Here is an 18,620-nt window from a genome sequence, read left to right as displayed (position 1 = left end):
ATGCATGAGTAAATATCAACTGTGCAAGAGTAAACTCCACCGCCCTTTGGAGAAGTGGAATTTAAATTTTCATTTTAGGGGTGGACTTTTTGTAATGGAAAATAATGTACATAAGATATATTTAAAGTTATAATTAAGGTAAATACCTTTTGTATGTAGTGTTAGGTCAATTTTATATTAAAAATGCTGGAATATACCCAGAAAATAATGTAGTCCTTGAAAGTATAATTATATGTGAATTTGAAACAAAACAATAGAATTGTGCTATACTATTGTTCAACAAAAAACTTATTGATATAGTTCATATTATTTAGGAGGATAAACAATCATGTGTACAGCAGCAACCTATAGGACAAAAGATTTTTACTTTGGACGAACCCTCGATTATGAATTCTCTTACGGTGATCAGATAGTAATTACACCACGTAACTATTCATTCCATTTCCGTCATGTTGGCGATATGAAAAATCATTATGCAATTATTGGAATGGCTCATGTTGCGGAGGATTATCCTTTATATTATGATGCGATGAATGAAAAAGGAGTGGCAATGGCAGGTCTGAATTTTGTCGGAAATGCTGTTTATTCCGAGGTTCAACCAGATGTGGAAAATATTGCACAGTTTGAATTTATTCCATGGATTTTAAGTCAGTGTGCTTCTTTAGCAGAAGTTCGTAAGCTTCTTAATCGAATTAATATTGTTAATACTCCTTTCAGCGAGCAATTGCCATTAGCACAATTACATTGGATTATCGCTGATGAAAATGAATCAATTACTGTAGAGTCTATGTCAGATGGTCTACATATTTACGATAATCCTGTAGGAGTGCTTACGAATAATCCGCCATTTCCACAGCAGATGTTTCAATTAAATAATTATATGTATTTATCCCCAAAGCAACCAAAAAACACTTTTGGAGGAAATTTGGCTCTTGATGCATATAGTAGAGGTATGGGAGGTTTAGGTATTCCGGGAGATCTTTCATCTTCTTCTCGTTTTGTGCGTGTGGCTTTTACAAAGGTAAATGCAATTTCAGGTGAATCTGAGGAAGAAAGTGTTAGTCAGTTCTTTCACATTCTTGGATCTGTGGATCAGCAACGTGGATGTTGCGAAGTGACTGATGGAAAATATGAAATCACATTGTATACATCTTGTTGTAATGTTATTAAAGGTATCTATTATTATAATACTTATGAAAATCATCAGATCAGTGCGGTAGATATGCATGCAGAGGATCTGGAGAGTAATAAATTGATTTGTTATCCAGTAATTCAAGGGGAACGAATCAATTATCAAAATAAATAGTATTTTGAATATAGAGCTGACGTAGAAAGAAGAGGCGGAATACATATGAAGCAAGATACCTTAGAAGGAAAAGCAAAAACAAAAAATGGAATAAAACGATTGTGCTTTTCCATAATCTGCATTCTTCTGGAAGTGATTTTTATTATTACTATCGTAACACGCTTGAATGAATATGCAGAAATCATAAATTTATTTACCAGAATTTTAAGTGGAATCTTAGTTTTGAGATTGTATGCGTCAGATAAGACATCTTCTATGAAAATGCCTTGGGTCATTTTAATTCTGATTTTCCCAATTATGGGTGTAGGCCTGTATTTATTGATTGGCTTGAATGGTGGCACGCATAAAATGCGTGAGCGATATGCAGAAATTGATAGCAAATTGTTACCAATGCTTCCAGACAATCAGGAGTGTTTAAGCAGAATAAAAGAAAAGATTCCGAAAGCAGGAAATATTGCAAGTTACATACAAAGAAATTCGCGGTATCCAATCTATCAGAATACGGATATCAAGTATTTTGATGAAGCAGTGAAGGGATTAGAGGCACAGCTTGAAGAACTTGCGAAAGCACAAAAGTTTATCTTCATGGAATATCATGCGATAGAAGATGCTGAAGCTTGGCATAAGATTCAAGATGTTCTGGAAGAGAGAGTAAAAGCCGGTGTGGAAGTCAGGGTATTCTATGATGATATGGGGTCTATAGGTTTTATTAACACAGATTTTGTAAAAAAGATGGAGAGTATAGGAATTCATTGTCGTGTATTCAATCCATTTGTGCCAGGCTTAAATCTATTTTTGAACAATCGTGATCACAGAAAAATAACAGTAATTGATGGAAAAGTTGGATTTACAGGTGGATATAATCTTGCAAATGAATACTTTAATTATACGCATCCGTATGGGCAGTGGAAAGATACCGGTATTCGTTTAGAAGGAGATGCTGTTCAGTCACTTACAGTGACATTTTTAGAAATGTGGAATGCTGTTAGTGAAAAAGCTACGAATGATACTGATTTTAGTAAATACATTATTCATTACGATTATAAAGCACAGCAAACAGGTTTTGTTCAGCCTTATGCAGACAGTCCTATGGATAATGAGCAGGTCGGAGAAGAAGTTTATATCAGTATGATAAATAAGGCCGAAAATTACTGTTGGTTTATGACACCATATCTAATTATAACAGACGAAATGACACATGCGTTATGTCTGGCTGCTAAGCGAGGGGTAGACGTAAGAATTATCACACCAGGAATTCCTGATAAAAAATTCATTTATAATATAACTCGCTCTTTTTATCATGGATTGGTTAAACATGGAGTGCGAGTTTATGAATGGACACCAGGATTTTGCCATGCGAAAATGAGTATAGTGGATGACTGTATGGCAACCTGTGGAACAATCAATCTGGATTATAGAAGCTTATATCATCATTTTGAAAACGGCTGTTTTATAGCAGATTGTCAGGCAGTTGTGGAAATTAAAAATGATCTGATAAGAACGATGGGAGAATGTCGTGATGTAACAGATCAATATTGTACTGGGCGCAGTGCATATTTGCGACTGGGACAATTATTTATGAGATTATTTGCTGGATTGTTATAAGAATTTAGTGAAACGACCTTTCAAAAAATAGTTGATTTTGAGAGGTCGTTTTTGTTATGTCTGATTGCCGGTACAGGAAATTTACATGGATAAAATTAATTCTGTTGAGGTAAAATTGAGGTTGACTTTGTATTGTATAGACATAGGGTGAAAAAAAGTCAGGTGATGTGCGATGGGAAAACGTAAGATATGTAAAATTGTTTTTGTTATACTGTCAATTTTTTTATGTGTGGCTTTTTATGAATTATTTGGAATCTGTATTGCATATAAAAAACAGCCGGAAGTGTCTAATACCATCAAAAAAGAAACACAAAATGATTCGTGGAACGAACGCAGCGAGAATATGGAACGAGCAGTGATCATAGAAAAAAATCCAGAAGCACTTTTACAAAGAGTGCGTTTGATCCGAAATGCAAAAGAAGACATTATTCTTTCTACTTTTGCATTTCAATCAGATGAAAGTGGAAAATTGATCTTAGGAGCACTGCATGATGCGGCAGACAGAGGTGTGCATGTTCGTCTGTTAGTAGATGGAATGGAGAGCTGGGTTGATATGGAAGGCAATCCGTATTTCTATGGATTATCTTCCCATGAGAATGTTGAAATTAAACTGTATAATAAGGCCAATCCGTTGAAACCATGGAAGATGATGGGGAGAATGCATGATAAATATTTGATTGCAGATGGTAAGACATATATTCTTGGTGGAAGAAATACATACAATTATTTCCTGGGTGATTTTCTGGGACATAAGAACTATGACAGAGATGTGTTAGTGGTTTGCGATGAACCTGAGAAAGAAAATTCAGTTAACCAGTTGTTAGAGTATTTTGAAACGATATGGGAACAAGAAGACAGTGGTTATTTTCATGACAATAAAAAACTGGCAAATAGAAAATCTGTAAAGAACGCAGTTTTAGAGCTGCAGAACGGCTATCAGAAATATTTTGAAGAGAATAAGGAAAGAATCTGCGATACCGATTACACGGACGAAACTTTTGAGACAGAAAAGATTGCATTAGTGTCAAATCCTATCCACACAGGTCCCAAGGAACCAGTAGTCTGGTATCAACTGGGAGAACTAATGAAAAATGCAAAAGAGCGCGTGAAAATTCATACACCATATATTATCTGCAATGATATGATGTATAATACATGGAAAGAGATTGCGGAGAGAGTTCCGGATTTTTCTATCATGACCAATTCGGTTGCCAACAATGGAAATCCGTTTGGTTCTGCTGATTATGCGAGAAACAGAAACAGAATTTTAAATACAGGAATTGATATCTGGGAGTATGAAGGCGGCTATTCTTACCACGGAAAAAGCATCCTGATTGATGATGATCTATCCGTAATCGGTTCCTTTAACATGGATATGAGAAGCACGTATCTGGATACGGAACTGATGCTTGTAATACGTAGCAAAGAGATTAATAAACAGTTGGAAGAAGGCATGATGGAATATGAAAGAGTGTCCCGACAGGTATTGGAAGATGGAACCTATCGTGATCCGTATCATGTAGAGCCAATTGAATTGACAAAGAAGCGTCAGAGAAACGTACTTTTGGTACAGCATCTGCTTGGATGGGCAAGATATCTGTTCTGATAAAGGAGGAAGAAGATCGTGTTTCAAATATTAATTGTAGAAGATGATAAAGAATTAAGCCAGCTATTCCAAAAAGTGCTTGAGAAGAATGGATATCAGGTCAAAAGTGCATCAGATGGAGCACTGGCATTAGAAATATTGGATAAAGAGTATATTGATCTGATCATTTCCGATATTATGATGCCGGTTATGGATGGTTATGAACTGGTGTCGGAACTCCGTTCAGCAGGATATCAGATACCGGTACTTATGATCACTGCGAAAGGTTCCTTTGATGATATGCGCCAGGGATTTCTTTCGGGAAGTGACGATTATATGGTAAAACCGGTAAATGTGAATGAAATGGTTTTAAGAGTCGGAGCACTGCTTCGCCGTGCACAGATACTGAATGAACACAAAATTGTGATCGGTTCAACAGAGTTTGATTATGATGCAATGACGGTTACAACTGATAAGGAAAGTCTTGTTTTGCCTAAAAAAGAATTCCTGCTTTTATATAAGCTTGCAGCTTCGCCAGGCAGAACATTTACAAAACAACAGTTGATGGATGAAGTATGGGGATACGAGACGGAGGCAGACCCACATACGATAGAGGTACATATAGGAAGAATCAGGGAGCGTTTGAAAGATAACCCTGATTTTGAAATCGTAACAATGCGTGGAATTGGATACAAGGTGGTGAAAAAATAATGGAACAAAAGAAAGAAAAAGGATTGCGGATCCGATCCTGTCTGACTGGTGCAATCTGGCTGGCACTTGTATTTTCAACAGTCATATCTGCGTTATTATTTGCTTTTTTGAATCATTTTTTTAATCTGCCTGGTAGCATACCTGTGCTTGGCTGGCTTTTGATTTTTAATACATTGATTGCAGGGCTGATTACTTCCTTTATCAATGCAAGGTTGCTGGAACCAATTACCAGACTCAGTAAAGCAATGAAGGAAGTTTCGCAGGGAGATTTTGAACAGCACTTGGAAACGAACAGCCGTATCGCAGAAGTTGGAGAATCTTACCAGAGTTTTAATGTGATGACAAAAGAGCTTCGTGCAACAGAAGTACTGCAGATGGATTTTGTCTCCAATGTTTCTCATGAGTTTAAGACCCCGATCAATGCCATTGAAGGGTATACAATGCTTCTTCAGGGAGAAGAACTGTCTCAGGAGCAAGAGGAATATGTAGAAAAAATCCTGTTTAATACCCAAAGGCTTTCCGGATTGGTTGGAAATATTTTGCTGTTATCCAAGTTAGAGAATCAGAACATACCAATGAAAAAAACAGAATATCGTTTGGATGAACAGATCCGTCAGGCATTTCTTTCCCTGGAGACAAAATGGACAGAAAAAGAAATTGGTTTCCAGGTAGAGCTGGAGGAAGTTAAATATACTGGGAATGAAGGACTTTTTATGCATATATGGATGAATCTTTTAGATAATGCGATTAAGTTCAGTCCTGCAAAGGGGACAATTATGATGTTTCTGAAGCAGGAAAAGGATTCTGTAATGTTTATTCTGGAAGATGAAGGACCGGGAATAGAGGATGATGTGAAAACCAGAATATTTGATAAATTTTATCAGGCAGACGGTTCTCATAAAGCAGAAGGAAATGGTCTCGGCCTTGCACTTGTGAAACGGATCGTAGATAGTGCTGGCGGGACAATCAAGGCAGAAAACCGGGAATATGGTGGATGCAGATTTGTTGTAGAGCTTCCAATACAGAAAGATGAGGCCATATAAGTTTAAGAAAAACAGATAGAGGAGGAATTACATGACATTTTATCAGGAATTGCAGTTAAATCAGGCAGGTTCTAAAAATCTGTTGAAAAAGAGTGAAACAGTGAAAGAAAAATCATATCATATACTGGTATATTTGGTAAAGATAGCTGTTACAATGGCATTTTGTTTTTTATTTGTTACTATTTTCAGTATCTTATTTGGAAATGAGAATAGTATTGTGGGTGTAGTAGTTTTATTATGCCTTATGGTATTTCGGAATGCGGATCTGGGGATCCACACCGGACAATCTACGATGCTTTTGGCTTTGTTCTTTGTAATTATGACTGTATGTCCGCATTTAGCAAACCAGCTTTCACCGGTACTTGGAATGCTGTTAAACATTGCTGCACTGGCAGTGCTGATTCTGTTCGGATGTCATAACCCATTCATGTTTAACCAATCCACATTGGTTCTTGGTTATCTGTTATTGTATGGATATGATGTAACAGGAAAAAGTTATCAGATGCGATTAACCGGAATGGCATTAGGTGCAGCACTTACCTGCTTCGTATTTTATCGAAATCATAAAAACAGAACGTATAAAAGAAATTTGAATGATTTGGTACAGGAATTTGATATATCTTCTTCCAGAACAAAGTGGCAGTTATGTCAGATCATATGCGTACCGGCAGTACTCTGCATTGCGGAACTCTGCAATATGCCACGGGCAATGTGGGCTGGAATTGCGGCAATGTCAGCAATCTTACCATTTATGGAGGACATGCAATACAGAGTCCGCAAAAGGATTGTCGGAAATATTGCAGGTGTAATATGTTTTACAGTACTATATTTTCTGCTTCCGTCATCCATCTATACATACATAGGAATCCTTGGCGGAATTGGTGTAGGACTTTCTGCAAAATATGGCTGGCAGGCAGTATTTAACACATTTGGTGCTTTGGCCATTGCTACAGAGAGTTATGGACTAAAAGGAGCAGTTGGTCTTAGAGTGATTCAGAATGTTTTTGGCGTTGTATTTGCATTAATATTTTGTTCTATGTTTTATTGGCTTATGTCGAAAAAAAAGGAAACAGTGGTAACCGTGGCTGCAAAATAACGTGGGTTAGAAAGAAAAAAGGTTAATCCGGAGATGGCAGCTTTGCTGACGAGTCTGGCAAAGAGTATTATAAAGATGTAAGGGAAAATGTAAGATCTGTTGGCTTTGGGAAGAATCCTAAGGGTGACAGATCTTTTTTTATGTTTTATTCTGCTTTGGATATACTAACCATAGTGCTAAAATTACATTGCCAGATCGTGAAAACAGGATATAGAATATAATTAACAAAAATAACCATATAGGTTATAAATATTTAGGAGAAAGGAATGAGGTTTATGTTATATGAATTTTTGAAAGACAATTATAAGGAAGCAGAGCCTATATTCTTTTCTGATATAGTGATTGAATATTAAGTAAAAACATAATCTAAGACAGGCGGCCATCCGCCTGCTCTTGACATGCATAGCAGTAACTGTTATATATAAAACAAGGGTGAAAAGCCTGATTTGTAAGCTTCTCACCCTTCATTATCATAGAAGAATCTAATTTACAGAGATTTTCTCATAGTCTCGCATTTTCTGCTTAGTCTTCTACAGGAACAAAAACATCTTTTCCTAATCCACAGATCGGGCATACCCAGTCATCTGGAATATCCTCAAATGCAGTTCCTGGAGCGATACCTCCGTCTGGATCGCCTACTGCCGGATCATAAATATAGCCACATGGTTCACATTCATATTTTTTCATAGTTATTTTCTCCTTTTCATTGTTGATTCATTTTGTTAATAGATTTCTACTGAATTTTTCAGTATTTTGTTGCTTTTTTATGTATGTCTGTATTATACATGATACCTTCTATTTTGTCAATAATAGTAATTATTATTATTTTTATTTTGTGCATTTTAAATTCAGTAATATCTGACTAAAATGTTACGAAAAAGACTGGTTCTACACTATTTCTGAAAATCTGGCAGTGCATTGCTCTTTCTCATTCGCAAAGAAATATGGAGTGGATTTTGCAGTTGTCAGAGACAGAGAGAAAAGTCCTCCGGTCTATACGGTTTTCTTTAAGGCAAAAGATACAGACGCGGTTACAAGAATTTTACAGGATTATTCAGTAAAGCAGATCAAGAAGCCATCGTTAGAAGCAAAACGTCGTATGATGGATTTGGATAATCTGATAAAAGGTCTGTATGAGAATTTCACACTGGGGCGATTGCCGGAGAGACAGTTTAACCGCCTTATGACGGAATATGACACCGAACAAAGCAACCTAGAGCAGAGAATTTCAGAACTTGAAACTGCTACAGAACGTATATCCACTAAGGCAGTGCAGATTGATAAATTTGTGCGACTGGTTAAGAAATACCGAGATTTTGAGGAACTGACAACACCTATGCTTAATGATTTTATTGAAAAGGTTGTAATTCATGAAGCTGAGGGTGGCAGAACAAAAGACCGTACTCAGCAAGTGGATATTTATTTCAATTTCATTGGAAATTTTGTTCTTCCACTCAGTGAGGATGAAGTGGAAGCCTTGCAGTCAGAGGAAGCACGCAGAGCGGAAGAGATTGCTGAAAGAAAGAGAAAATCTTCTAAGAAATCTACGCAGAAAAGAAATCAGAAGCGTGCAGAGATCAAGGCAAAAGCAGAAGCTGGAGATTCTGAAGCTATGGCAGAAATATAAAGCAATCCTTGAAAAAGGCAGACAGAACAACCGTAAGAGAGCTGAAAAAATGCGAGAATTGAGAATGTCTGACCCTGAATATCGGGCGAAGATGGAAGAGAAAGAACGCTTGGCATTGGAAAGGGAAAAGAAACGTCAGGAGCGTGCTACAAAGAAGAAAAAGATTGCTTTGGCAGAATGAAAGGAGCAGGCAGAAAAAGGTAATCAGGAAGCCATCAGAGAGCTTGAGGAGCGTAGAGCCATTGCAAGGGAGCGTTCAAGGAAATTAGCAGAAAAGCGTAAACAGAGAGCAGAAAATGACCCTGAATATGCGAAATATTTGGAAGAAAGAAATACAGAATATAACAGACGGCATACCGCAAGGAGAAAGGAGCAGATGGAAGCCTTGAAAGCCAGGGCAGAAGCCGGAGATCAGAAAGCACAGAGTCAGCTTGCAGAGCGTAAACAGTATCAGGTTAGAGCCACAGTGAAGAGCTACAGAAAAATGCGTGAAGATGCATTGAATGGAGACCCTATTGCAAAAGAGAGATATGAAAAAACACTGGCTATGAGACGTGAAGCGTATCATGCAAAGAAAAGAGAACAGACAGCCTGACAATATGCATATGATCAAGATACATTAGTTGCAGAATTGATGAGAATAAGCGGGAGCGATGCAATTATTGTATTAGCTAAAGAGCTATGGTATTGTATAGATAGTTTAACAAATCGGAATTTAAAAGGATGATGATATGATGGATAAATTAAAAAAGAACATGGTTTTCTACCTACTGTTGCTGATAGATTTTTATATCGTTCCTTGGTTTATAAAAAACACAGGAAGTGCAATGATTGTTATGTTAGTAATTATTCCTCTAATATGTTTAATAACCTCTGTTTTTTATGGGATTAGGAATGGTTTTAACTTCTGGTATATTTTGATTGTAGCAATAATGTTTGCGCCATCCATATTTATATTTTATAACTCAAGTGCATGGGTTTATGTAGTTGGATATGCTGTTATTGCATTATTGGGAAATTTAATAGCATTGCCATTAAGAAAAAGATAACTTCCAGTTTGTCGAACTGATAAAATCCCTTTAGGAACTAAAGGGCGCACTTCTATACTCTCTATCGAGAGTAGTGCGTCCTGCGGAGCTTCATTCCCGGTCAGCAGAAGAAAACTGCACGACCGAGAATGTTTCGTCACTTCGTTCCGTCAAGGGAGCTACACTCCCTTGCGACGCTTGCGCGTCTATCCCTTGTGGACTTGCCGTCCGCAAACGGTTTTGACAAACCGTTCGCCGCCAGCAAGTTTGAAAGCGACTAAAATGAATTTTATGGAACAAACAAATCGGAATTTTGTGGAGGCACATCAATGGAAACGATTTACGAAAAGTATATGGCACTTCCCATAGATAAGGGACTTTTATGTTTAGAATATGGAGATATTGCAGACCCGTATTTTTGCTATCCCGTCAACGCAAAGCCAATCGGATTTGAAGGATGTATTCTGTATTGCTTTTTGCCGGAATATGGAGAAATGGTATTTGCCTGCAATCCAGAAAGTTGTGTAGACCAAAATGTATATCCATTAGCGGCAAATTTTGAAGATTTTATCCGTTTAATCTTGGCTTGTGGTACTGCTAACCCATTGGAGCAAATCGTTTGGATGGATAAAAATAAATTTGAAGAACACATGGCAAACGAAGAAAAAATACTGACCGATGAGCAGAGGACAGCGGCACAACAGCTACAGCGGGCATTAAGTTTGTTACCAATAGAAAATCCGTTTGAATATGTCAAATCCATTCAAAAAGATTTTGATGGTAGTAAAATACAATACAGTGATGAATACTATGAAGTTACCGGCATAGAGAACCCTAAAGGAACTAACACCCAAGATAAGCATTTAGTTGAATTTGAACCTGTCGTTTTTGAATTTAACCGCAAACAAGATAGCGACTAACAACTTCCAGTTTTTGAAACTGAGAAATCGGGATTTATGGAGGAAAATTGTTTATGAAAAAGTTTAGAACCGTAGCATCTGTCATTATTATGGTCATTGCCGGAATAGTAGGTTTCTTCATTGGTGCTTTCTTGAATGAACCAATGGCTGGCACAATTCTGTTTTCAATGATTGCCGGAATTGCTTGCATTGTCTACGCCATAGATAATCATGAAGAATAGGGCAAATTCCAATAGATAAGGAGGTGGGAGTTAATTACCTTTGTTGGAAGTCCGGATATGGAGCTGGTGTTACACCTCTCCTGGACTCTGAAGGAAAAGTTATAGTTACAAAGTAAAATCCAGTTTGCCACTGCATTTGCAAATGCTGGACGGAGATAAGAGAATAACAAAGACTCAAGTGAGTAGGAGAAAATCAATGAGAAAAGATATTTATAAATCCAAGAGAACAAAAAGAACAGAAATCACTTCGTGGGCACTTATAGTGGTGGTGGTGTTGGCATTGCTGTCGCCTTTTATTTATCGCAAGGTTTTGGTACGGGATTCCGTAACAGAATACAAAGAACTGCTGGTCATAACGAAAGGTAAGGCTAAAAAAGTTGACAGGGGGTACAATTGGAAGAAAAGACATTACAGTGGTGCGAGCAAAACTACAACAATGTACTATGTAAGAGTCAATGCTTCTGACCTGGATTGTGGTGAAGAAACTATGAATGTAGAAGTGTCATCAAGTATTTATGATAATGTCGTGGAAGGTGAGTACCATGAGTTTACAGTTGTTACGGACACACTGATCACGGGAAAGAAACGGGTGCGAATTTATTATTAAGTGCTTTTGAGATATTGATAAAATATGTGAAGAAAAATAAGCAGATAAATGGATTTAATATAAAAATTGAGATTTAAGGCGGCAAAAATAAATGGATAAAGAAAAGAAGAGAAAACGCAATTTGGTGTTAAATGGAATAGCTATTCCCATTGGGAATATGGTATTTCAGACATATTTAGTTGGTGCCGGAGCATCATCCTTGCGTGAAGCCATCAAACTATTCTGGACCTTCCGTGTTCCATGGGGATGGACATACACTGCAGGAACAGTAGCTGATTAAAAAATCCAAAGATATTGAGGAACTCAATAAGTTATTTTTAGAGGAACGCAAAAGGGATATTATATATTCATTTTGTAAAATGTATGCTCTTGACAAAAAGGTGGATCAATTATTGCCGTTATCTGCTAAAAATGGATTGATGAATATTGTGTACGATTCTGGAACATTTATTCGTAATCAAAATATAAAGGGGTGTGATTATGATTAAACGGGGTAAGAGGTATTCGATTTTGAGTGCGGTCGGACTGTGCGTTCGATGCAGCGCTGGTGTCTCGGTAGCAGTGATGTTACTGTATTTGTTCCAAGGGCTTACGCCAGCTCTGCTCACACTGGCGACAGGGGCCTTCATTGATGCGGCGATAGGGCTTTTGCGGTCCGGGGAGTATGCCGACGTTGGGAGAGCGCTGACTGCGGTGTCTCTACTAGTGAGCTTCGATTGGATTTCCAACCAACTTCTCGATCTTCTGGTGGGGCGGCTACGGATCGATGTGCGAGAGAGGTTCGGAACGGAGATGGTGGAGAAGGTCGCTGATCTTCGATATCGATATGTGGAGAATCCGGAGAGTTGGGATCTGATCACGAAGATTTCCACTGATACGGATGAGAGTATCTTGAATGCGTTTCAGGCGTTGCTGGCGTTTTTGGCGCTGGTATGGAAAGCGCTGGGTTTATTTCTGGTGATGTTTCGATATGTGCCAGCAGCGGCTTTGGCTGTGACGGCCTGTGCGGTGCCTTTGGTAATGCTGTCTTTGGCCGGAGGGCGAGCCAGTTATGCCGGAATCAGCGAGACCCAGGGGCTAAAGCGGCGGTATGAGTATATTTCCAGGCTTTTGACCGGAAGGGATGCGGCGGAAGAGAGGACTTTGTTTGGCTGGGCCGGATATTTCAATGGTGAGTGGGAGAGTGCCTATAAGAAATGGCTCGGAGTAAACGCGAGGGTGAATCTGAAATCTTTTGCGAAGGCGAAACTTGGCAGCATCTCCTTGGTGTTGATCGCGATCGTGGTGATGACTGCGCTGCTTCCTGGCGTCGTGGCAGGAGAGATTACGATTGGTATATTTATGGCTTTGGTTTCGAATATATTCTCACTGGTCCAACTCATGTCCTGGAGTCTGCTCCACAGCGTCAGCGAGATCGCGAAATATAACGAGTTTTTTCATGATGTTGAAACCTTTACCAAAATGGATTTTAGGGAGGCGGAGAGCGTGAGCTGTGAATTGCCGGAGTTCTCTTCGCTGGAGTTTCGCGATGTTACTTTTGCCTATCCGGGGACTAAGCGAAAGGTGCTTGACCATCTCTCGTTTCAGATTTCAGCCGGGAAAAGCTATTCATTTGTCGGCGTAAACGGGTGTGGGAAGACTACGATTACGAAGCTGATCGCTGGGCTATATGATGATTATGAGGGACAAATTCTGATTAACGGAACGGATATTCGGGAGTGGGGCCCCGGACGGATCGCAGGTTTTTTCTCTATTGTCTATCAGGATTTTGCCAGATATGGACTTTCGCTCTATGAGAATATTGCCATCGGGGATGTGGAAAAACTGTGCGGAGACGAAATCAATCTGGTTCGTTTTCAAGATGTTGTCGATATGATGGAGTTAGGCGAGATCGTGTCTGACTTAAAGCATGGGATGGAGACGAAACTGGGGAAGATCGTGAGGGACTCGGAAGACCTGTCCGGCGGGCAGTGGCAACGGGTGGCAATCGCCCGGTGTCTTGTGAGCGACCGCCCTGTGAAGATTTTAGATGAACCGACGGCGGCGTTGGATCCTGCTGCAGAGAGTGCGCTGTACGAAAAATTCCGTATCATTAACCAGAAATATACCTCTGTTACGATCAGTCATCGGCTGGCAAGCGCGAGACAGACAGACGTTATCTTTGTGATCGAGAACGGGAGAGTTTCCGGTTCAGGAAGCCATGAGACGCTGTACAGAGAAAACAGGTTGTACAGGGAGATGTACGACAGTCAAAGGAGCTGGTATCAGGGATGAAGAGACAAAAAGAATGTTTTATCGGGGTCTCCGCAGTAGTTCACTTATTTCTAAAGATCGCCGGAGCCATGCCTGTTGTGTTTCTGCTGTTTCTTGTCGTGAATGTTCTACACGGTACGGCGTGGGCGTTAGAAACACTGGCAAGACAGGTGTTTTTTGACGGATTACAGAGCGCTGTGGAGAGAAACTCACTCCAGGCCGCTTATTCTGGAGCTCTGTGGGTAGGAGCGGCCGCGGTCTATGTGCAGGTACTGAATGGAGCTGGCAATTTTATTGGGCAGCATATTTTCAATCCTAGGGCAGTGAACACGCTGACAAGAGAGTTTCACACACAGACGGCGCAGTTGCCGCTGTATGAGTTCGAGAAGGAGACGACTCTGGAAACGATTGAGAAAGCCCGGCAAGGAATCAACGGGACCGTGCAGCTTCTCAGAGCCGTGATTTCGATTGCCATGTTCAATCTGCCGTATGTGGCGTTCATGGGGGTGTATTTGTACCGCCTGGATCCGATCCTGGTTCTTTCGTTGCTGTTTATCTTTAGTCCTATGGTGTGTGCCCAGGTGATAAAAAGAAAGGCGTATCGGCGGCTGACCGATGAGACGGCAGCTCTCGAGAGGGAGTACCGGCATTATTCGGACTGCATGATTGATAAGAGGTATTGGAAGGAGACTCGGACGCTGGGAGCTGTCGGCTTTTTCATGGAACGATTTCGGGCGGTGCTTGCAAAGTATGATAAGAAGCTATGGGAGACAGATTCCAGGTTGTATCGAACAGAGCTTTTGATGCGTGTTTTGACTCTTCTGGGATATCTCGGAGTGCTCTTTCTTCTGGTGCGGTCGTTGCTTTCCGGGAACATCTCGGCTGGGGCGTTTGCGGCGGTGTTCACTTCCATTGATTCCATTTTCCGGTTCATGGAGAACATCGTGGCGAGAAGCGCCGGAAATATTTCACGACACATGGCGTCAGTAGGGAATTATCTTGAGTTTTGCCGGCAGAATGGGTTTGCGGCCGACGATGGCCAGGTCAGAGGAGCTTCTGACGGCTGCTGTATTGCAGAGGAAAGTGAAAGCGGCAGGGAAAGCTGTGCCGTCATTGTGGAAGACGTTTCTTTTGCCTATCCCAATGCCGACCGACCGTCTCTCGATAGAATATCGGTTCGGATTCGGAAGGGGGAGACGGTTGCGGTCGTTGGTGAAAACGGAGCTGGAAAAACTACCTTCGTAAAGCTTGTTCTGGGACTGTATGAGCCTTCCTCTGGGTGGATTTTGCGGGAACGGGACAGTTTTGTCTCTCAGTCTGCAGTCTTCCAGAATTTCCAGAAATACCGGATGCGACTGGATGACAATATTTGTTTGAAGGAGCTAGAATGTCGGGATGCGGAGGAGATGGAACGGGCTGCGTCTCTTGCTGGAGTGGAGTACGGGAACTCCGATCTGTATCCGGAGAAATTCGGGACGCTTCTCGGCCGGGAGTTTGGTGGTGCCGAACTTTCGGGTGGCCAGTGGCAACGGATCGCCATTGCCAGGGGACTCTATAAGGAGCATGACATGATTGTGCTGGACGAGCCGACGGCCAGTATCGACCCGCTGGAGGAAACCCGTTTGTACCGCATGTTTGCAAGGATGGCGGAGGGGAAGACGGCGTTTATCGTAACCCACCGAATTGGCTCGGCCCAACTTGCCGATCGGATTCTTGTGTTTGACAAGGGAAAGATCGTCGAGCAGGGAACGCATGAAGAACTGATAAAGTTTGGTGGGAAGTATGCGTTTTTGTATCGTGAACAGGGAAAGTGGTATTAGATGAGGGCTGCGGATCGTTCTTTGCCAAAGTGGGACAACTGACTGGACATGTCAGTTGAAAACTTTATTTCATATGTAAAGATGATGGTTTTGAAAGTACGATTCAGATACCCTGCAGGAACAGTAGCTGATTTGAAAAAGGCATATGTCAAAAAGAGTTATTGACATATGCCTTTTATAGAACTAATATATAAGAAAAGCGAAAAAGGAGCAGTTTATGCCGAGACCAGTAAAATGCAGGAAAGTCTGCCATTTCCCGAATGTTTTAGAATTCTTTCCGGCAGATGATACTGAGAAAAAAGTACCCATTGTTCTGACGGTAGATGAATACGAGACAATTCGTCTTTTGGACAAGAAAGGTTATAGTCAGGAGCAGTGTGCAGAATCTATGCAGATCGCAAGAACAACAGTTCAACGAATTTACGAGATTGCCAGGAAGAAAATAGCAGATGCTCTAATTGATGGACATCCGCTCAGAATAGAAGGTGGGGATTTTAGAATCTGTGATGGTCAGAGCAGTAACTGCAACCTTGGAGGATGTTATAAGCAGGAGATATATCAAAAATATGCAGTAGAAAAAGGAGAAGATATCATGAGAATAGCAGTAACATATGAAAATGGACAGATTTTTCAGCACTTTGGACACACAGAGACATTTAAGATCTACGATGTAGAGGAAGGAAAAGTGGTACATTCAGAAGTAGTAGATACGAATGGAAGCGGACATGGTGCATTGGCAGGAGTTCTTAATGCATTAAATGCAGATGTTTTGATCTGCGGCGGAATCGGAGGAGGTGCTCAGACCGCGTTAGCGGCAGCAGGCATTAAGCTTTTCGGAGGAGTTTCAGGAGATGCGGATAAAGCGGTAGAAGCTTTTATCAATGATACACTTGATTATAATCCGGATGTGAAGTGTTCTCATCATGAGCACAACCATGGGGAAGAACATACATGTGGTGAGCATGGATGTGGAAGTCACAGCTGTCATTAGGAAGGATATAATTATGCTAGCACGAAAGGATGCGTCAAGGTAATGGAAGAATTATCGTGATACATTCTTTTGTATTATTTGATAAAATGGCAGATTACATTTTCAATATGGTAGTTAAAGCCCGTGAATGCTGTATCAATCGCTACAGTGATTAAGTATTTTGCATGCAGCTCTCTTATATGTATGATTATGTCTATGTATACGGGACATAAAATGATTTCAGGTAATAAAAAACAAGAAAACAGGTGGAAAATACAGAAGCGGAGGAATAGTAAATGTTAGAGTCAGGAATCAAAGCACCGGATTTTGAACTGCCGGATCAGAATGGGAAAATGCATAAATTAAGTGATTATGCAGGAAAAAAAGTAATTTTATATTTTTACCCAAAGGATAACACGGCAGGCTGTACAAAGCAGGCATGTGGTTTTTCCGAGCGTTATCCTCAATTCACCGAGAAAGGAGCAGTTGTTCTTGGGGTAAGTAAGGATTCCGTAGCTTCACATAAGAAATTTGAGGAAAAATATGGATTGGCATTTACACTTTTGGCAGATCCAGAGCGCAAGGTGATCGAAGCATATGATGTATGGAAAGAAAAGAAAAATTATGGAAAGGTTTCCATGGGTGTGGTAAGAACGACATATCTTATCGATGAACAAGGGATTATCATCAAAGCCAATGATAAAGTCAAGGCGGCAGATGATCCTGAAAATATGCTTAAGGAATTGGTATAATGAAGATCATATTGTCACCTGCAAAAAAGATGATTGTAGATACTGATAACATAGCACCGGTTGAACTACCTGTCTTTATTGATAAGACAGCAGAAGTATTGAGCTGGATGAAAAGCAAATCAAAAGAGGAACTGAAAACTATCTGGAAATGTAATGACAAGATTGCAGAGCAGAACTTTAACAGATTGGAAAAAATGGATCTTTACAGTAGACTTACTCCGGCTGTTTTAGCATATGAAGGGATTGCATTTCAATATATGGCACCATCTGTGTTTGAAATCCAGCAGTTTGAGTATTTGCAAAATCATTTAAGAATCCTGTCTGCGTTTTATGGCATTTTAAAGCCGATGGATGGTGTGACTCCTTATCGTCTTGAAATGCAGGCAAAAGCTGAGATTGAAGAAAAAACAAATCTATATGATTACTGGGGGGACCGGTTATATCATTCAGTAATTGATGACAGCAGGACTATCATAAATCTGGCATCCAAAGAATATTCAAAATGCATAGAAAGGTATCTATCGGATAAAGATAACTACATCACGATTACATTCTGTGAATTGTCAGGTGATAAGCTGGTTACAAAAGGTACCTATGCGAAGATGGCCCGCGGTGAAATGGTTAGATTCATGGCAGAGAATAATATTGAAAATCCTGTAGATATACAAAAGTTTGATAGACTTGGATATACTTTCAGAGGAAATCTGTCATCGGAGACGGAGTATGTTTTTGAGCGAAAAATCATAAAGTAGAATCTGCGGACAAAATATAAAACGTCTGCTCATTGCCGGAATGGTGATGAGTATGGCGTTTTTTTGATGCCGAAAACCGGGTGACGACCTGAAAAGAAACACAAAATGATTCATATAATGTATAATACATGAGAGAATATTGCAGAGAGTGATTCAGAATGTTTTCGGCGTTGTATTTGCATTTGTATTTTGTGCTATGTTTTATTTGTTTACGTCGAACAAAAAGGAAACCGGGGTGACCGCAGATGCAGAGTGAGGTGGATTGGAAAGAAAGTAAGTGGTACACGATGTCCGGTGGTCAGAAATGTATTGACTGGAAAAAAC

At 40.0% G+C, this 18,620-nt stretch carries 21 protein-coding genes and 1 pseudogene; 21 read left to right on the top strand and 1 reads right to left on the bottom strand.

Annotated features, from left to right (window positions below):
- The first annotated feature begins 328 nt into the window (after positions 1 to 328).
- The 6 genes from bsh (at position 329) to GPK90_RS01455 (ending at position 7,346) form a co-directional block, all read left to right on the top strand.
- Positions 329 to 1,306 carry a choloylglycine hydrolase gene (gene bsh / locus GPK90_RS01480; RefSeq protein ID WP_215701975.1) on the top strand — a complete coding sequence of 326 codons (978 nt, stop codon included), beginning with the start codon at positions 329 to 331 and terminating at the stop codon, positions 1,304 to 1,306.
- A gap of 45 nt (positions 1,307 to 1,351) precedes the next feature.
- Positions 1,352 to 2,911, top strand: a complete 1,560-nt coding sequence (gene cls / locus GPK90_RS01475; RefSeq protein ID WP_215701974.1) for a cardiolipin synthase — start codon at positions 1,352 to 1,354, stop codon at positions 2,909 to 2,911.
- A gap of 172 nt (positions 2,912 to 3,083) precedes the next feature.
- On the top strand, positions 3,084 to 4,517 hold the full coding sequence (locus GPK90_RS01470; RefSeq protein ID WP_117515923.1) for a phospholipase D family protein: 1,434 nt from the start codon (positions 3,084 to 3,086) through the stop codon (positions 4,515 to 4,517).
- A gap of 18 nt (positions 4,518 to 4,535) precedes the next feature.
- Complete coding sequence (locus GPK90_RS01465) at positions 4,536 to 5,207, top strand: response regulator transcription factor (RefSeq protein ID WP_117504378.1); 672 nt, start codon at positions 4,536 to 4,538, stop codon at positions 5,205 to 5,207.
- The gene (locus GPK90_RS01460) at positions 5,207 to 6,250 is read left to right on the top strand and encodes a HAMP domain-containing sensor histidine kinase (protein ID WP_118533583.1); all 1,044 of its coding nucleotides are present in this window, start codon (positions 5,207 to 5,209) and stop codon (positions 6,248 to 6,250) included. Before GPK90_RS01465 ends, GPK90_RS01460 begins: the two co-directional genes overlap by 1 nt.
- Positions 6,251 to 6,281: 31 nt before the next feature.
- Entirely contained in the window at positions 6,282 to 7,346 is a 1,065-nt protein-coding gene (locus GPK90_RS01455) for an FUSC family protein (RefSeq protein ID WP_117471136.1), read from the top strand.
- Between the two features lie 522 nt (positions 7,347 to 7,868).
- On the opposite strand, the gene rd is transcribed toward GPK90_RS01455, so the two are convergent.
- Positions 7,869 to 8,033, bottom strand: coding sequence for a rubredoxin (rd, locus tag GPK90_RS01450; protein WP_005608410.1), 165 nt, complete (start codon positions 8,031 to 8,033; stop codon positions 7,869 to 7,871).
- A gap of 226 nt (positions 8,034 to 8,259) precedes the next feature.
- Here rd and GPK90_RS01445 point away from each other — a divergent pair, with 226 nt between their 5' ends.
- The 15 genes and pseudogenes from GPK90_RS01445 to GPK90_RS19480 form a co-directional block, all read left to right on the top strand.
- Positions 8,260 to 8,973 (top strand): DUF4368 domain-containing protein, encoded by a 714-nt coding sequence (locus GPK90_RS01445; protein WP_346011191.1) that lies wholly within the window; start codon positions 8,260 to 8,262, stop codon positions 8,971 to 8,973.
- Between the two features lie 376 nt (positions 8,974 to 9,349).
- Positions 9,350 to 9,568 carry a hypothetical protein gene (locus GPK90_RS01440; protein WP_118533591.1) on the top strand — a complete coding sequence of 73 codons (219 nt, stop codon included), beginning with the start codon at positions 9,350 to 9,352 and terminating at the stop codon, positions 9,566 to 9,568.
- 136 nt (positions 9,569 to 9,704) lie between these two features.
- Positions 9,705 to 10,022 carry a hypothetical protein gene (locus GPK90_RS01435; protein ID WP_081023733.1) on the top strand — a complete coding sequence of 106 codons (318 nt, stop codon included), beginning with the start codon at positions 9,705 to 9,707 and terminating at the stop codon, positions 10,020 to 10,022.
- Between the two features lie 308 nt (positions 10,023 to 10,330).
- Positions 10,331 to 10,921, top strand: a complete 591-nt coding sequence (locus tag GPK90_RS01430) for a hypothetical protein (RefSeq protein ID WP_044907645.1) — start codon at positions 10,331 to 10,333, stop codon at positions 10,919 to 10,921.
- 53 nt (positions 10,922 to 10,974) lie between these two features.
- Positions 10,975 to 11,142: a hypothetical protein gene (locus GPK90_RS01425; RefSeq protein ID WP_173828705.1), complete on the top strand. Its 168-nt coding sequence runs from the start codon at positions 10,975 to 10,977 to the stop codon at positions 11,140 to 11,142.
- On the top strand, positions 11,139 to 11,258 hold the full coding sequence (locus GPK90_RS18920; protein WP_346011194.1) for a DUF6440 family protein: 120 nt from the start codon (positions 11,139 to 11,141) through the stop codon (positions 11,256 to 11,258). The genes GPK90_RS01425 and GPK90_RS18920 overlap by 4 nt, the downstream gene beginning before the upstream one ends.
- An 80-nt stretch (positions 11,259 to 11,338) precedes the next feature.
- Complete coding sequence (locus tag GPK90_RS01420) at positions 11,339 to 11,749, top strand: hypothetical protein (RefSeq protein ID WP_215701972.1); 411 nt, start codon at positions 11,339 to 11,341, stop codon at positions 11,747 to 11,749.
- Between the two features lie 91 nt (positions 11,750 to 11,840).
- A complete protein-coding gene (locus GPK90_RS01415; RefSeq protein ID WP_346011190.1) occupies positions 11,841 to 12,029 on the top strand; it encodes a hypothetical protein in 189 nt (62 codons plus the stop codon).
- 200 nt (positions 12,030 to 12,229) lie between these two features.
- Positions 12,230 to 14,023, top strand: a complete 1,794-nt coding sequence (locus GPK90_RS01410; RefSeq protein ID WP_142410742.1) for an ABC transporter ATP-binding protein — start codon at positions 12,230 to 12,232, stop codon at positions 14,021 to 14,023.
- A complete protein-coding gene (locus GPK90_RS01405) occupies positions 14,020 to 15,822 on the top strand; it encodes an ABC transporter ATP-binding protein (RefSeq protein ID WP_215701971.1) in 1,803 nt (600 codons plus the stop codon). The genes GPK90_RS01410 and GPK90_RS01405 overlap by 4 nt, the downstream gene beginning before the upstream one ends.
- Before the next feature lie 217 nt (positions 15,823 to 16,039).
- Positions 16,040 to 16,813, top strand: a complete 774-nt coding sequence (locus GPK90_RS01400; RefSeq protein WP_215701970.1) for a DUF134 domain-containing protein — start codon at positions 16,040 to 16,042, stop codon at positions 16,811 to 16,813.
- Between the two features lie 123 nt (positions 16,814 to 16,936).
- Positions 16,937 to 17,095 carry a DUF6219 family protein gene (locus GPK90_RS19700; protein ID WP_483879993.1) on the top strand — a complete coding sequence of 53 codons (159 nt, stop codon included), beginning with the start codon at positions 16,937 to 16,939 and terminating at the stop codon, positions 17,093 to 17,095.
- Entirely contained in the window at positions 17,089 to 17,544 is a 456-nt protein-coding gene (bcp, locus tag GPK90_RS01395) for a thioredoxin-dependent thiol peroxidase (RefSeq protein ID WP_118531187.1), read from the top strand. The genes GPK90_RS19700 and bcp overlap by 7 nt, the downstream gene beginning before the upstream one ends.
- Positions 17,544 to 18,296, top strand: coding sequence for a peroxide stress protein YaaA (gene yaaA, locus GPK90_RS01390; protein WP_118736265.1), 753 nt, complete (start codon positions 17,544 to 17,546; stop codon positions 18,294 to 18,296). Before bcp ends, yaaA begins: the two co-directional genes overlap by 1 nt.
- 145 nt (positions 18,297 to 18,441) lie before the next feature.
- Positions 18,442 to 18,552 (top strand): annotated as a pseudogene (locus GPK90_RS19480) (FUSC family protein); the annotation flags it as partial.
- Positions 18,553 to 18,620: the final 68 nt, after the last annotated feature.

Source organism: Clostridium sp. MCC344, from assembly GCF_018785365.1.
Classification (GTDB): Bacteria; Bacillota; Clostridia; order Lachnospirales; family Lachnospiraceae; genus Pilosibacter.
Note: the sequence above shows the minus strand (reverse complement) of the source record. Positions and strands in the feature narration are given on the sequence as shown.